Origin of the sequence: uncultured Roseibium sp., from assembly GCF_963675095.2 — a bacterium.
Taxonomy (GTDB): domain Bacteria; phylum Pseudomonadota; class Alphaproteobacteria; order Rhizobiales; family Stappiaceae; genus Roseibium.
The window spans coordinates 39712-54712 of sequence record NZ_CAXXSJ010000041.1; the positions used below are offsets into that span (position 1 = coordinate 39712).

Here is a 15001-nt window from a genome sequence, read left to right on the forward strand (position 1 = left end):
GACTAAAATGGACAACACGAAACGTTACGAACGCCTCCGCGAACGCTATCTGAACGGGGACCTGGACCGCCGCAAGTTCTTGGGGCTCATCGGTGCCGCCGGCCTCGCCTATGGCGTACACACGCCCTTCGCCCGCCAGGCGCTGGCGGCAACCGAACAGGTCCGTTTCGACGGCTGGGGCGGCGTCGTCTCGGAAGCCTTCCGCAAACACGCCTTCGACCCCTACACCAAGAAGACGGGCATCAACGTCGTCGACGGCACCTTCGGCGGTGGCGACGAATATCTCTCCCGCGTCAAGGCCAGCCAGCCGGGCGAATACAACATCGCGCACCTCTCCGGCGTCTTCGACTATGCGCGCTATCACAATCTCGGACTGTCTTCGAAACTCAACGAAGACAACATCCCGAACCTGAAATACGTCATCCCGAAACTGGTCGACGTGTTCCGCGAAGTGACCGACGGATCGCTCTCCTGCGTTCCTTATGACTACGGCACCACGGGCCTTGCCTATAACCGCAAGTACATCTCCGACGACGAGATGAAGGAAAAGGGCGCCAAGATCCTGCTCGACGAAAAGTACAAGGGCAAGATCGCCGGCTGGAGCGACTGGCGCACCCGTATCTGGTACGCCTCCCTGCAGACCGGCCAGGACCCGAACGGCGCGACCGACATGGACGCGATCTGGGATGCCATCCGCACCCACCGGGATCTGTCCCTGAAATACTGGACCTCCGGCGCGGAACTGATGAGCCTTCTCGCCGAAGAGGAAATCTACGTCACCGAAGGCTGGTCCGGCCGCATCTACGCGCTGCAGGAACAGGGCAACGACATCGGCTACATGGACCCGCCCAACGGCTTCGGCTGGCAGGAATGCCTGTTCGTCATCAAGGGCTCGCCGATGGAAGCCTGCGAAGAGCTTCTGAACTTCATGCTGGCACCGGAAACCTCCATCGCCGTGGCGGAAGGCCAGAACTATCCGCCGGCACTCGACCCGACCAAGGTCGATCTCGGCAAGAAAATCCCGACCCTGCCCGCCTTCGATCCGAAAGGCACCCTGGAAGGGCTCACCTTCGCCAAGCCGGATTACTGGAACGGTCACGAGCAGGAATGGTCGAAGATGTTCGGCCGTATCCAGAAGGGCTACTAAGGCCCCCTCTTGCCTGAAAACTTGACCTCCCGTTTACCCGCCAGAAGCGGGAGGTCATTTTCCCCACAATGCGGAGAACGCTTGTGAGTGCTGTATCCCTGACCAATATCGTGAAACGCTTCGGCAAGGTGACCGCGGTGCACCGGATGTCCATGGACATTCCCGACGGCAGTTTCGTCACCCTGCTCGGACCGTCCGGCTGCGGCAAGACCACCACCTTGCGCATGATCGCCGGCCTGCTCGATCCGACCGAGGGCGACATCACCATCAAGGGCAATCGGATCAACGACGTTCCGATCCACAAGCGCAATCTCGGGCTGGTGTTCCAGAACTACGCCCTGTTTCCGCACAAGACCGTGGCGGAGAACGTCGCCTTCGGTCTGAAATACCGCTCCGTCTCCAAGGCCGACGCACAGAAGAAGGTGCGCGACGCGCTGGAGCTGGTGCAGCTGCCCCATGTGGGCGGTCGCTACCCGAAGGAACTCTCCGGCGGCCAACAGCAGCGCATCGCTCTCGCCCGGGCGGTCGTGATCGAGCCGGACGTGCTCCTGCTCGACGAGCCGCTGTCGGCTCTCGATGCCAACCTGCGCGAGGACATGCGCGTGGAACTGAAGCGCATCCAGCACCAGATCGGCGTGACCACCGTCTTCGTCACCCACGACCAGTCCGAGGCGCTCGCCATGTCCGACAAGCTCGTCGTCATGTCGAACGGCGTCGTCGAGCAGGTCGGCGCGCCGGAAGAAGTCTACAATACGCCCGCCAGCGAATTCGTCGCGAAGTTCCTCGGCACCTCGAACATCCTCGACGGACGCTGCACCGGTCTCGACGGATCGACCGTCGCGCTCGACGTCAACGGGATCGGACCGGTCCAGGTGCCACGGGACCGTGCACCGCATCTTTCCGCCGAAGGCTCTGCAAAACTGGTGCTCAGGGCGGAAAAACTGATCGTCGCCCCTTCCAATGCGCCCAAAGATGATCGAATAGATTTGTCCGGCACCGTTGAAGCCGTCGATTATCAGGGACAGGCCGCGCGCTATTTCCTGCGCATCGGCGACCACCGGCTCCAGGCCATCAACATGATCGACGACCGCCCCTTCTCCGAAGGGGAGACCGTCAGCCTTCGCTTCAGGCCGCGCGACTGCGCAGCCCTTCCGGAAACCTGAAAATGACCAAGACTGGCAAATCCCATCTCTTCTACCAGAGCCGCCTGAGACGGCCCACGCTGGACCAGGCCCGCGGCGTCTACATGTGGGACGTGGACGGCAAGCGCTATCTCGACGGCTCGTCCGGCGCGATGGTCTGCAACATCGGTCATTCCAATGCCAATGTGCTGGAAGCCATGCGCCGCCAGATGGAGAAGTCCACCTTCGGCTACCGGCTGCATTTCGAGACCGAGCCGGCGGAACGGCTGGCCGAAAAGACCGCCGTACTTGCGCCCGAAGGCATGGAAAAGGTGTTCTTCGTCTCCGGCGGATCGGAAGCGGTGGAGAGCGCGATCAAGCTCGCCCGGCAGAATGCGATCGCGACCGGCGAGAGCCAGCGCTACAAGATTATTTCCCGCTATCCGAGCTACCACGGCTGCACCCTGGGCGCGCTTGCGCTCACCGGTTACGCGCCGCTCGCCGCCCCCTTCGATCCGATGATGCAGCCGATGCCGAAGATCCCCGCACCCCGCGCCTATCTCCACCGGCTGGACCCGGACGACGAGGCGACCGGCCGCCACTATGCCGACATGCTGGAGGAGCGCATCCTGGCCGAAGGCCCGGAGACGGTGCTCGCCTTCATCGTCGAGCCGGTGGGCGGTGCTTCAACCGGTGCGCTGGTGCCGCCGGCCGGCTACATGAAACGCATCCGCGAGATCTGCACCCAATACGGCGTGATCCTGATCCATGACGAGGTCATGTCCGGCGGCGGCCGGACCGGCAAGTTCTTTGCCGCCGAGCACTGGGATGTCGCCCCCGATATTCTGGTCATCTCGAAAGGCTTTGCCGCCGGCTACGCCCCGCTCGGCGCCATGGTGGCAAGCGACAGCATCGTGGAAAACGTCCTCAACGACGGCGGCTTCCTGCATGGCTTCACCTATGCCGGCAATCCGCTCGCCTGCGCCGCCGGCTTTGCCGTGCTGGAGGAAATCGAACGCGAGGGCATGGTGGAAAATGCCGCCCGCATCGGGGACGAGCTCAAGACCGGGCTGGAAGGCCTGATGGCGAAATATCCCGTCATCGGCGACGTCCGCGGCAAGGGGCTGCTGCTGGCCTTCGAACTGGTCAGCGATCCCGAAACCCTGAAACCGCTGCCGCGCGAGCTGAACGCCTATAACACCCTGGTGGATATCGCCTACGACAAGGGGCTGATCATCTATTCGCGCCGGACTCGCGGCGGCTATGAAGGCGACCACTTCCTGGTCTGCCCGCCCATGATCGCCACCAGCGCCCATGTGGGAGAGATCATCGAAACCCTCGACGCATCGATCGCCGAATTCCTTGAGACGGTTGTCGACCGCCGGCTGCAGGCCGGCTGACCGGAATAGAAAATGACCAACAAGATCATCATCACCTGTGCCATCACGGGCTCCATCCACACGCCCACCATGTCGCCCTATCTGCCGGTGACGGGACCGGAAATCGCCGGCCAGGCAATGGGCGCGGCGGAAGCGGGTGCTGCAATCCTGCACCTTCATGCCCGCGATCCGGAGACCGGCCGGCCCTCGGCAAAGCCGGAACATTTCATGGCCTTTCTGCCGGTGATCAAGCAGGGCTCCGACGCGGTGCTGAACATCAGCACCGGCGGCAGCGCCGTCATGACCCTCGACGAGCGCCTCGCAGCCCCCACGCTGGCCGAACCGGAAATGTGTTCCCTGAACATGGGCTCGATGAACTTCGCGCTCTATCCCATGGCGGCCCGCTACGACGACTGGAAACACGACTGGGAAAAGCCGTTTCTGGAAGGTTCCGACGATCTCGTCTTCAAGAACACCCCGCGCGACATCGCGACGATCCTGAGCCGCCTCGGCCAGGAACGCGGCGCCCGGTTCGAATTCGAATGCTATGACGTCAGCCATCTCTACATGCTGCGCCATTTCGCCGACCGGGGCCTGGTCAAGGCGCCGTTCTTCATCCAGTTCGTTTTCGGCGTGCTCGGCGGCATCGGCGCGGATCCGGAAAACCTGCAGCACATGAAGCGGATTGCCGACAAGCTGTTCGGCGACGATTACATGTTCTCCGTGCTCGCCGCCGGCCGGCAGCAGATCCCCTTCGCAACCATGGCCGCCGCCATGGGCGGTCATGTCCGTGTCGGGCTGGAAGACAGCGTCTTTATCGGCAAGGGCGAACTGGCCCGGTCCAATGCGGAACAGGTGGTCAAGATCCGGGAAATCGTGGAACGGCTCGGGCGCGAGGTCGCGACACCGGTTGACGCGCGCGATCTGCTCGGTCTGAAAGGTGCCGACAGGACGGCTTTTTAAGGCATGTACGCAATTTCAATCCGGCGCGCCGAAAAGGCGGATGCGGAAAAACTGAACGCGGCTCTGATGCGCCTGTCCGAAGACATCGGCGACGATCACGGTGCGTCCGCACAAGACCTGATCCGGCATGGTTTCGGCCCGTCGCCTGCGTTCCATGCTCTGCTCGCCGAACGGGACCCCGGCGGAGAGGTTCTGGGTGTCATTGTCTATTCGCCGGTCTTCTCCACGGTCCGGGCCTCGGCCGGTCTTTATGTCTCCGATCTTTGGGTCTCCGGCGAAACCCGTGGCAGCGGCCTCGGTAAACGGTTGTTGTCTGCCGCCCTTGCAGCCGCACCAAAGGACTGGACCGTCGGCTTCCTGAAGCTCGCCGTTTATGACGACAACCCGTCCGCGCGCGCCTTTTACGACCGGCTCGGTTTCTCCCATGATCCGAACGAGACCTATCTGACGCTGGCCGGTTCCGCGCTGGACACCCTGAAGGAAACACCATGAAAGCCATTTTCGACGAACGGCAATGGGTCCACGATCCCAAGCATTTCATGGCTAACGGCACGCTTTACCCGAACCCGGAACAGCCGCGCCGGATTGAGGTGCTGCAGGACGGCGCGGGAAAGGCCGGCTGTTCCTTCCAGGCGCCGGACGATCACGGCCTCGGTCCGATCGCCGCCCTGCACTCCGCCGAGTACCTCGTTTTCCTCGAGACGATCCACACCCGCTGGAGCCGGATAGAAGGTGCCTCCGACGAGGTGATCCCCAATGTCCATCCCGACCGGCGCACGGCCAGCTATCCCCGTTCCGCCGTCGGCCAGGCCGGTTTCCACCAGGCCGACACCTCCTGCCCGATCGCAGCCGGAACCTGGCAGGCCGCCTACTGGTCGGCGCAGAGCGCGCTGTCGGGCGCGGATCTCGTCCATGGCGGCGAACGGGCCGTCTATGTGCTGAGCCGCCCGCCCGGCCATCATGCCTTCGGCGATCTGGCCGGTGGCTTCTGCTTCCTGAACAATTCCGGCATCGCGGCCGAACATCTGCGCAAGCTCGGCCACCGTCCGGCGATCCTCGATGTGGACGTTCACCACGGCAACGGCACACAGGGCATCTTCTACGAGCGCGACGATGTTTTGACCGTCTCCATCCATGCCGACCCGATCCGCTTCTATCCCTTCTACTGGGGTCATGCCCATGAGCGTGGCGAAGGTCCCGGCCGTGGCTACAATCTCAACCTGCCCCTGCCGCGCGGCACCGGCGATGACGACTATCTGAAAACCCTCGACACGGCCTTTTCCCATATCCGCGCCTTCGGCGCCGATGTGGTTGTCGTGGCCCTCGGCCTCGATGCCTCCGAACACGATCCGTTCAAGGGACTGGCAATCACCATCCCCGGCTTCGCCCGGATCGGCGCGGCCATCGCCAGCCTCGGCCTCCCGGTTCTCTTCGTCCAGGAAGGCGGCTATCTGTCGGATGAACTCGGGCACAATCTCACCAGCGTTCTGAACGGATATAAAAGCGCATGAGCGAACGGGCGGATTTCATCATCATTGGCGGTGGCATTGCCGGCATGGGCGCCGCCGCCCGGCTCGCGCCCCATGCCTCGGTGATCCTGCTGGAAATGGAAGACGCGCCCGGCCGTCATTCCACCGGCCGCTCCGCGGCGATCTTCATCCGCAACTACGGCAACCGGACCCTGCGCGCCCTGAACGCCGCCTCCGAACCGGTGCTGAAGGAGCCGGAAGGCATATCAGACGAAAGCCTGCTGACCCCGCGCGGCGAGCTCCTGATCGCCACCGAGGACGAACTGGCGAGTTTCGACGGTTACCTGGATGGCGCCGACGGCATGGAGCGCATTTCCGCGCAGGAAGCCGTAGACCTCTTCCCGCTGCTGCGCCCCGAACCGATCGCGGCAGCCGCCATCGAACGGGATGCGCAGGACATCGATGTCGACCGGCTGCTGCAGGGCTTCGCCCGCATTGCCCGGCACAACGGCGCAAAGATCGTGACCGATGCAAAGGTTACCGCTCTCGCCCGTTCCGAATCCACCTGGACCGCCGAGACACCGGCCGGATCTTTTGAGGCCCCCGTCATCATCAACGCCGCCGGCGCCTGGGCCGATGCGGTCGCCGGGCTCGCCGGCGTGCCAAAGGTCGATCTTGTGCCCATGCGCCGCTCCGCCGCGATCCTGCCTGTGCCCGATGGCGTCGACGTGACCCGTTGGCCGCTGGTCGCGAGTGCCTCTGAAAGCTGGTACGCCAAGCCGGATGCCGGAAAGCTGATGGTCTCACCCGCCGACGAGGATCCGGTCGAGCCGCACGATGCCTGGCCGGACGACATGGTGCTCGCGGAAGGCCTCTACCGTTTCGAACAGGCCGTCACCATGCCGGTCACCCGAGTGGAACGAAGCTGGGCGGGCCTGCGCAGTTTCGTGGCCGACCGGACCCCGGTCGTGGGCTTTGCACAGGGAACTGAAGGCTTCTTCTGGCTGGCAGGTCAGGGCGGCTACGGAGTGCAGACCGCACCAGCCCTGTCGCAGCTCACCGCGGACCTGTGCCTGGGCCGCTCCTCACCTCTTGAAGAAGACGTCATCAAGGCCCTTGATCCGAACCGCTTTGCCTGATCCTCTCCCGACATCGATTCCCAACAAGGAACACATTATGTACGACATCACCCGCCTCGACTCCGGCCCGCGCATGAGCCAGGCCGTCGTTCACGGCAATACCGTCTACCTCGCCGGCCAGGTCGGCGCGCCGGGCGAAAGCGTAACCGCCCAGACGCAGGCCATCCTGAAGAGCATCGAGGATCTCCTCGCCCGTTGCGGAACCGACAAGTCCAAGATCCTCCAGACCACGATCTGGCTCGATTCCATGGCCGATTTCGCCGAAATGAACGCGGTCTGGGACGCCTGGGTTGACCCGGCCAACCCGCCGACCCGCGCCTGTGGCGAATCCAAACTGGCAACGCCGGACTACAAGGTCGAAATCATTATCGTCGCAGCGAAGTAAGCTTCGGTGGAATGAGTGAAACGCAAGACCGGGTGGCTTTCGGGTCACCCGGTCTAGGGATGACAAGAGCAGGCAGGTATCCACTGCTTCGCCACACTTTCTGCCGTCACCCCCGACGTGATGTACAGACCGGGGACATGGCTGACAGGTGTTCGGGGACATGGTTGACACATTTATATCGCGTTGAGGTCGATTTGTGCGACCTTGTTGGCGCCGAAATAGATGCCGTATTTTCCCGGGTGAGAAGTTGGGCGAATAGCCAGGCTGTGTCCCCTGAATGCTTTCGGCACAGACCAGAGGCGTCCTTTGTAGCTGATTTGGGCCTTGGTTCTGGGAACCTTGCGGGTGATGGTGCTGTTTTCATAGATCATCTCCGGCAAGGTCTTTGACCAACTGCGCAGCGACGGACGGTAGCGGCTCGCGGGAACCTTGTCAGACAGGGCTTCATGCGGGCGATGATGGTTGTAAACCAGCCGCCAGCGGTCGAAGGCCTGCTGGAGCTGCTCCTGGCTACGGTAGCAGCGCAAGGCCAGCACCTCTTCGTTCAAGGTTCGGTTGAAGCGTTCATTCTTGCCCTTGGTTTGCGGATGGAATGGCCGGGCGTAGATCACATTCACGCCCAACCTGGCCAGCCAGACCCGTAACGGTGTCCAATGACTGTCCCGATAACTGGAACCCCAGGGGGCGCCATTGTCGACCAGAAATGCATCCGGCAGGCCATAGAGGCTAAAGCTGCGCTCCAGATGGGTCTGGACGGTATGTGTGCGCTGATCCGGACAAGCCGCCAGGCACACCGCGAAGCGGGAATGGTCGTCGACAACCGTTAGCGGATGGCACTCCTGTGCATTGCCCAGACGGACCCGACCCTTGAAGTCCATCTGCCACATACGGTTGGCCTCCTCTTCTTCAAAACGCTGCCAGTCTGTCCCGCTCCTGTCCCGGGGCCGGATACAATCATGGCGACGCAAGACCGCATGGATGGTCGATACCGCTGGAGTGTTGTCGTCGGTGCGTGAAAGCACCGCCGCGATCTTGCGCGCACCCCAAGCCGGATGGGCCGTGCGCACCGAAAGGATTGCTTCTTCCAACGCGGGGCAAAGCTGCTGCGGACTCGATCGCGGCCGGCGGCTGCGGTCCTCAAGCACATCTCCCGCTTCAAACCGGCGCAGCCACTTGTAGCCGGTCTGAGGGCTGATCCCGAACCGGCGGCAAAGCTCACGCCGGTTCACGCCTTCAAGCCTCGCGAGCCGGACGAACTCTTCTCGCTGTTCCATGATCGACATCTCCTGCCACGGCATGCCCGCCTCCTTCGACGTAAGTCATGCCAAATGTGTCAACCATGTCCCCGAACACCTGTCAGCCATGTCCCCGGTTTAAACATCAGGTCGGGGGTGACTCTGAATATGCGGCCAGCCCGGGGTAGCCAAAGAACGGAAAATACCGCGGTATTTTTCCGCTTGCGCTCCGGCCGGTGCTTTGCTCCTATAGACCTGTTTTATTGCGACGCTTTTCGAGCAGGGGTTGCCCTGCAAAATTTTAACATTTTCAAATAGCTGGCCTTTTTCGCCACCAAATGGTCCACTCTGAACAAAACCCGCCCCGGCTCAACAGGATCTGAGGGTGAACGGTACTGTGCCCTACTGGTTTTAGTCAGAACGGACAGGCAGAAGAAAGAACTGACCGTGTTGATCAAAACACTCCTTGCCGCGTGCGCATTGTTTTATTTCGGCCTCTCCGCCGAGGCGCTTGAAATCTATCGCAATGGCCGCCCCTATGACATTTCCGCAAGCCTGCCCGCCGGAGCCTCGTTCAATGAGGACGGCGTTGACCGGAAGTTCGAGATTGGCGGTGTCAGCGGCAATCTCCGGCTGATCCAGGACAGCTACGGCAATTGTGCGGCTCTCGTTGAAGAGCGACAGCGAAACTGGGTCAAATACGGCTTCAGCGACGCCTACGACCAGTATGTAAGCTCCAACGAGTGCTCGATTACGATCCATAATCCGGCAAGTGGCGAGACGGTCAGTTCCTTCTACATCCGCATCGACTCCTGTGATTGTTACTCGGCCCTGCATTTCCGCTTCCAGGAAACCGACCGGCCGGATTTTACAGCCGCGGCGCCGTCGATTGTCGCAAGCGTCCGTCAGAACAACATCGGACCGGCCGGGCCGGCGGTTGCAGCGACGGCGAGCGCCTCAAACTCCGGAGACCTGGTGCCCAAGACGGTCTCCCAGCAGAACGGCTTCCGGGATTCGACACGAGGCGGCATCGCCAGGATCACGTCGGCGCTGTCCTCCCTCTCCTGTCTGCCCGTTGCCGAGGACACGAACGAAGAGGCCTCCCGCGCCTTGCTGCTCCTGTCGGCATGGACCGGCCGTAAAATCGACGACCTGGCTCAGGGTGCAGGCATCCCGCAATTGAGCTCACACATCAATTATGATTTTCCGTCCGGCGATCCGGGAAATATCGATCTGGTCGAGGCCGTGCTTTCGGCCAACGAAAGAGCCGTCACCAGGCTGGAAAACGACATCGAGACCCATGGGGCAAGCCTGTGCGGGGTCCTGTCCTTCGCGCTCGACGACCGGGTCGACACGCTTCACGATCAGCAGAAATCTTTCAATTCCGTCTACCACGGTTATCTGAAGGCAGCGCAAAAACTGGTCGTGATGAACCAGTGCGCGAACGGCGAACCGGATGGGGCCTTCGGTCCGTCCAGCCGGTCCGACTGGAACAGATTGCTGACAGCCCTCGGAAAGGCGCCGATGAGCGGGGCATTTACCCCGACCATGAGCGACCTGATCAACGCTGCCGCCGTTCCGGTTGCGGACGCGGCCTGCGGATCCGGCGGCGCAGGGACATCCGGAAGCCGAATTGCCGTTCTGCCGTTCCTCTTCAGTGGTGGTTTCGATTACGGCGGTTGGCTGGCAAAACGCACCCCTTCGCTCGAAGCGGCAATGAACGAAATGGCGGTTGCCGGCCAGTGGACACCATTCCAGCAACAGCTTGCCCGGGACGCCGTCGGCAAGAGCTACGGACAGACCGACAGCGAGGTCGCGGGCAAGCTAACCCGGATCTTTGCCCAAGGGATCGGCGTTGCCGAAAACAGGCAGGCCGCCGAATTCTGGGCCGGTGTCGCGGCAGGTGATCCGACGCCGTATCAGCGTTATGCAACGGTGATCGAAACCGGCGACGGCGTCGAACAACTGACCGAGGATCTGATCCAGGCCCATACATCGACGGAAACCTACCAGTCGAAAACGGTCTCCGGTCCGATGCTCATCGACAGCACACTTACCCTGACCCTGGATCGCAGAACCGGCCTGGCGCGGTTTGCCCATCTGGTGATGAAATATCCGGAAGCCCTGCGGATCGTGGCCGAAACCGCCCCGGCCGAAGTTCAATACATGCTCGCGGAGCGCCTGCTCGACGGTGCAAGCGTGTTGGGCAAGGGAACCAGCGAGGCCCAGGTCCTGCTTGAAGCCGCCGCACCAAAGCTGCCCTATGCCGCCTCGCATCTGGCCTTCATGCTAAGCTACGGCAACGGCGGGACCGCCGATCCGTCCCATGTTCAGGATCTCCTCCTGTCCGCCGCCGACAGGAAAGATCCGTTTGCGCTCTACCAGTTGGCCCGGCAGGCGGAACGGGACCGGCCGGAAGCACCGGACGAAGCGTTGAAATGGTACGAACGCCTCTTTGCCCAGGACGCAGGAGACTATGTTCCCTTCGCAGGGAGCGAACTGGTTGCCAACCGGATCATGGCCGGCAGCCTCGCGCTGGCGACCCCCGAGGGCAACAAGCTGATCGAAGGCCTGGCAAAACGGAAGTCAGACTTCGCCGGACTTCTGGCAAGCCTTTACCTGTGTGCCGATTGCGGCGGCGCTATCGACTATGCCGAGGCGGCAAAGTGGCTGCGCCTGATGCGCGACGCCAAGGTGAAGCAGACGAGCGTCGTGCTTTATCGCCTGCTGCATCAATTCCCGGACCTGGCGACAAGCAAGAACGAAGCGATCGGCGGCCTTGTCCGCGCCAATGCGGATGAGAACGGCAAGGTCACCCTTGGATGGGACGCAGATGTCGCCGCCTATCTTGCCCTGGCGGTGGAAACCGGCAAGGCCAAGCTCCAGCCGGAGCAACTGCCTGAATTCATGAAATCCGTGCTCGGCCGCCTGTGCCAACCGCAGGACAATGGTCCGGCCTATTGCGAGGAAGCGGCGCAGTTCCTGGCGTCCGGTGCCTTCGGAACCAACCTGGTCGCGATCGGCCTGGAGCGTCTGGAGGACATGGATTCCGTTGCGCTCACCGATGCACTGGCAGCCTATGGCGACTTCAAGGGCGCGCTGGAACGCGGCTTGCGGGCGGAGAGGAACCTGCGGCTGCAAACGTCCACCGTCATTTCCCGTGCATCGACCGGACAGGAAGGCTTGCGTCTCAATCCGGACGATCTGCGCGCACCGACGCTGCGCCGCCTCATCGCCCGGCGCGATCCGGCCGACATGACGACCCTGCCGAAAGGCTTCATCGAATACCTGAGCATGCTGGCGCGAAACGGCGACACCCAGGCGCGCGACTATCTGCGCCTCATTTCAGCACCGCCCGCGGCGCCGGTTGCCGTTGAACCGGACCTTGCCGCCACAAAAGCAACCTTCGAAACGGTGAAGGCGCGCGGCGGCCTCAGCATGTCGCTGGTCAACGCGGCCCGGGTTTATTCTTCCGCACTACAGACGTCCGGCGACACGGACCAATCCCTCGAACTGGAACTGACCGCACTGGCAGCCGAACGGCAGCTCGATCAGATCGTCGGCCTTGGAGCCGGTCCGCTACAGGGCAAGCTGACCACCATGTGCCATCTGTCCAGGGCCAGCGAGAGTGCCTTCGGGCTCGGCAGCGATGCCATCGCGCTGGTTCTCGCAAAGGACGCGATCAACGAACTTCAGGAGATCCGCAGAGACCTTTCGGCAATCCCGGAACGCCTGCAGGGTTGTTTCCGCGACCTCGTCGCCGATAACTACCGCTGGCTCGCCGATCTTCTGGTGCGTCAGAACCGGCTGAGCGAAGCCGAACTCGTGCTGTCGCTTCTGAAGGACTTCGAAGCCTTCCAGTTCGCCGGCCGCGACGACGACTTCACCGGGGATTCGTTCCGCCAATTGCCTTACTCTGCAGCGGAGCAGGAACTGAAGGACGCCCTCGACGCCCTGCAAGTGCCGACGGTGACGGACGTCCGCCAAAGGGAAGAGCTGCTTGCCAAGCAGCAGCTCCAGGGCCTCACCCAGGCTGAAGCCGCCCAGCTTGCCGATATCCAGGCCCGCCTCCAGGCGGCCGAAACTGCGTATCAAAGCGGCCTGAAACGGATCTTCGAGGCTGCCGCAAACCTGAAAGGCAATTCCGATCCCGTCGCGGAGCTCGCCGAAAGGGAATCGATCCAGAAAACCCTGCTGGGCAAGCTGACGGAAAAGGCCGTCGCGATCCATTACCTGGTGATGCCGGACCGCCTCAACATCATCCTGACCACGCCCACCGATCGCAAGAGCATCACGGTCAAGACCTGGAACGGTGCCCCGTTCACCGAAGCCGCGCTGAACGAGAAGCTGGAAGAATACCACGCTGTGGTCAGCGATCCCGGCTACGATCCGAAGAAGCGCAGCCGGCAACTCTATGACCTGCTCGTCGCGCCACTGGAACAGGACCTGAAGGCAGCTGGCCCGGACATGCTGCTGGTCTCGCTGGACAAGCGGCTAAGGTACCTGCCCTACCAGAGCCTTTACGACGGCGGCGAATACCTGATCGAACGCTACGCCGTCTCGCTTCTGACCAGCAGCGAAAGCGAGATATCCGGACAGAAGACCATCGATGTCCCCTTCGCCGGCCTCGGCATGACCCAGGAGACGGAGAACTTCCTCGCCTTGCCGGGCGTTGCGGTGGAGCTGGACGGGATCATCAAGGGCGACAACAATTTCGGCCTGTTCGACGGCGAGGTCTACATGGACAAGGCCTTCGACAAGCCGGCGCTGGTCCGGTCGCTCCGGATCGGCGAGAAGGCCCGGTCCGGATTGGGCGTCGTCCATATTTCATCGCACTTCAGTCTCGGCGACAGCGACAAGGAGTCTTTTCTGCTTCTTGGAACCGGCGAGCACCTGAGCCTCGCCGACATCAAGAACGATCCGAAGGATTTCAATTTCGACCATGTTGAACTGCTGACGCTTTCCGCCTGCGAAACCGGACGGGCCAACCCGGACCGGGACGGCCGCGAAATCGAAAGCCTTGCCAAGATCACCGGAGACCGTGGCGCCAAATCGACGATCGCAAGTCTCTGGCCCGTGGCCGACAGCTCCACGGCCCTCCTGATGCAGCGTTTCTATGAATTGCGGGAGCTCGGCGACATGTCCAAGGCCCAGGCGCTTGCCATGGTGCAGCGGGAATTCATCCATGGCGACGTCGGCAGTCCGGTAAACCTCACGAGACGGAGCGTGATCTACGAGACCGCGCAACGGTTCAATGAGAATTTCCGGGAGACGCCTGACGGCCTGGACCCCGGCTTTTCCCACCCCGCCTACTGGGCACCCTTCGTATTGACCGGAAACTGGCGATGACGCGTAGATCCAAGATGAAATCCACCCTGGCGTCCTGTTTCGCGGCGGTCATCGCCGGCAGTATTGCCTGTTCCGCAACGGCCCTTGCCGGCGACGAATCCGATATCATGTCCAGGGCCGGGCAATGTTACGGCGCCTCCTATGCCCGCAAGGATGGGACGGTCAAAGACATACGCCTTTCCTTCCGCCGCTCAGTTGCCGACGACAACAACTCCAACAGCTTCGTCGATTTCCATTTCAGCCAATGGGACGTCCCGAACGACACTTACGGCTTTACGGCCAATTGTACCGCTACCGGCGGCGAGATCGTCTGCGGCATCGAATGCGATGGTGGCCGCCTCCGCATTCAGATGGCGGAGGACGGCCGTCTCTTCGCTGAGGCCGTCGGTCTGCGCAATGACCTGACAAACGGACCGGATTCGCTGCTGCCCCCGGTCATGGACGCCGACGGTCTGACACTCAGCAGCATTTTCGCGTTGACCCCCATCGGCAAGCCCGGAGAGGCGTGCGAAGTCTCCCCGCAGCAGACCTTCGTAGCGCTTCAGGCGGGCGACCTGTCACCACGGGTGAAAATCCTGGAAACCAAGCTTAACAGCCTCGGACACTTTCTGGAGTTTCCGAACATGGTGTTCGACGAGACCACCACGAAGGCGGTGAAGTCCTTCCAGGCCCAGTACAACATTCCGATGACCGGTGTTGTGGACCGCCGAACGGCCGAAACCATCGAAAGCGCCGCCCTGATCAGCGCCGGAGGGTGCTAGACCGCAACATCGGGTTTTAGCCTATGTGGCTATATTGCTATGCTGGGTACGAA

Annotated in this window: 10 protein-coding genes and 1 pseudogene; 10 read left to right on the forward strand and 1 reads right to left on the reverse strand. The window is 62.3% G+C overall.

All coding sequences use genetic code 11. The features are described from left to right. Positions 1 to 7: 7 nt before the first annotated feature. From ABIN98_RS15445 to ABIN98_RS15480, 8 genes are all read left to right on the forward strand, one after another. The gene (locus ABIN98_RS15445) at positions 8 to 1147 is read left to right on the forward strand and encodes an extracellular solute-binding protein (RefSeq protein WP_346911376.1); all 1140 of its coding nucleotides are present in this window, start codon (positions 8 to 10) and stop codon (positions 1145 to 1147) included. Between the two features lie 83 nt (positions 1148 to 1230). After that, positions 1231 to 2310, forward strand: coding sequence for an ABC transporter ATP-binding protein (locus tag ABIN98_RS15450; RefSeq protein ID WP_346911378.1), 1080 nt, complete (start codon positions 1231 to 1233; stop codon positions 2308 to 2310). Positions 2311 to 2312: 2 nt separating this feature from the next. Further along, positions 2313 to 3668 carry an aspartate aminotransferase family protein gene (locus tag ABIN98_RS15455; protein WP_346911380.1) on the forward strand — a complete coding sequence of 452 codons (1356 nt, stop codon included), beginning with the start codon at positions 2313 to 2315 and terminating at the stop codon, positions 3666 to 3668. Between the two features lie 12 nt (positions 3669 to 3680). Further along, the gene (locus ABIN98_RS15460) at positions 3681 to 4610 is read left to right on the forward strand and encodes a 3-keto-5-aminohexanoate cleavage protein (protein ID WP_346911382.1); all 930 of its coding nucleotides are present in this window, start codon (positions 3681 to 3683) and stop codon (positions 4608 to 4610) included. A gap of 3 nt (positions 4611 to 4613) precedes the next feature. Beyond that, positions 4614 to 5102, forward strand: coding sequence for a GNAT family N-acetyltransferase (locus ABIN98_RS15465; protein WP_346911383.1), 489 nt, complete (start codon positions 4614 to 4616; stop codon positions 5100 to 5102). Then, on the forward strand, positions 5099 to 6121 hold the full coding sequence (locus tag ABIN98_RS15470) for a histone deacetylase family protein (RefSeq protein WP_346911385.1): 1023 nt from the start codon (positions 5099 to 5101) through the stop codon (positions 6119 to 6121). Before ABIN98_RS15465 ends, ABIN98_RS15470 begins: the two co-directional genes overlap by 4 nt. Further along, positions 6118 to 7218 carry an FAD-binding oxidoreductase gene (locus ABIN98_RS15475; RefSeq protein ID WP_346911387.1) on the forward strand — a complete coding sequence of 367 codons (1101 nt, stop codon included), beginning with the start codon at positions 6118 to 6120 and terminating at the stop codon, positions 7216 to 7218. Before ABIN98_RS15470 ends, ABIN98_RS15475 begins: the two co-directional genes overlap by 4 nt. Before the next feature lie 37 nt (positions 7219 to 7255). Further along, positions 7256 to 7603 carry a RidA family protein gene (locus ABIN98_RS15480; RefSeq protein WP_346911388.1) on the forward strand — a complete coding sequence of 116 codons (348 nt, stop codon included), beginning with the start codon at positions 7256 to 7258 and terminating at the stop codon, positions 7601 to 7603. 106 nt (positions 7604 to 7709) lie between these two features. On the opposite strand, the pseudogene ABIN98_RS15485 reads toward ABIN98_RS15480, so the two are convergent. Then, positions 7710 to 8901 (reverse strand): annotated as a pseudogene (locus ABIN98_RS15485) (IS481 family transposase). A gap of 384 nt (positions 8902 to 9285) precedes the next feature. Between ABIN98_RS15485 and ABIN98_RS15490 the strand changes: the two are divergent. Both ABIN98_RS15490 and ABIN98_RS15495 read left to right on the forward strand, forming a co-directional pair. Beyond that, a complete protein-coding gene (locus tag ABIN98_RS15490; protein WP_346911389.1) occupies positions 9286 to 14187 on the forward strand; it encodes a CHAT domain-containing protein in 4902 nt (1633 codons plus the stop codon). After that, positions 14184 to 14948, forward strand: a complete 765-nt coding sequence (locus tag ABIN98_RS15495; RefSeq protein ID WP_346911391.1) for a peptidoglycan-binding domain-containing protein — start codon at positions 14184 to 14186, stop codon at positions 14946 to 14948. Before ABIN98_RS15490 ends, ABIN98_RS15495 begins: the two co-directional genes overlap by 4 nt. Positions 14949 to 15001 lie beyond the last annotated feature (53 nt).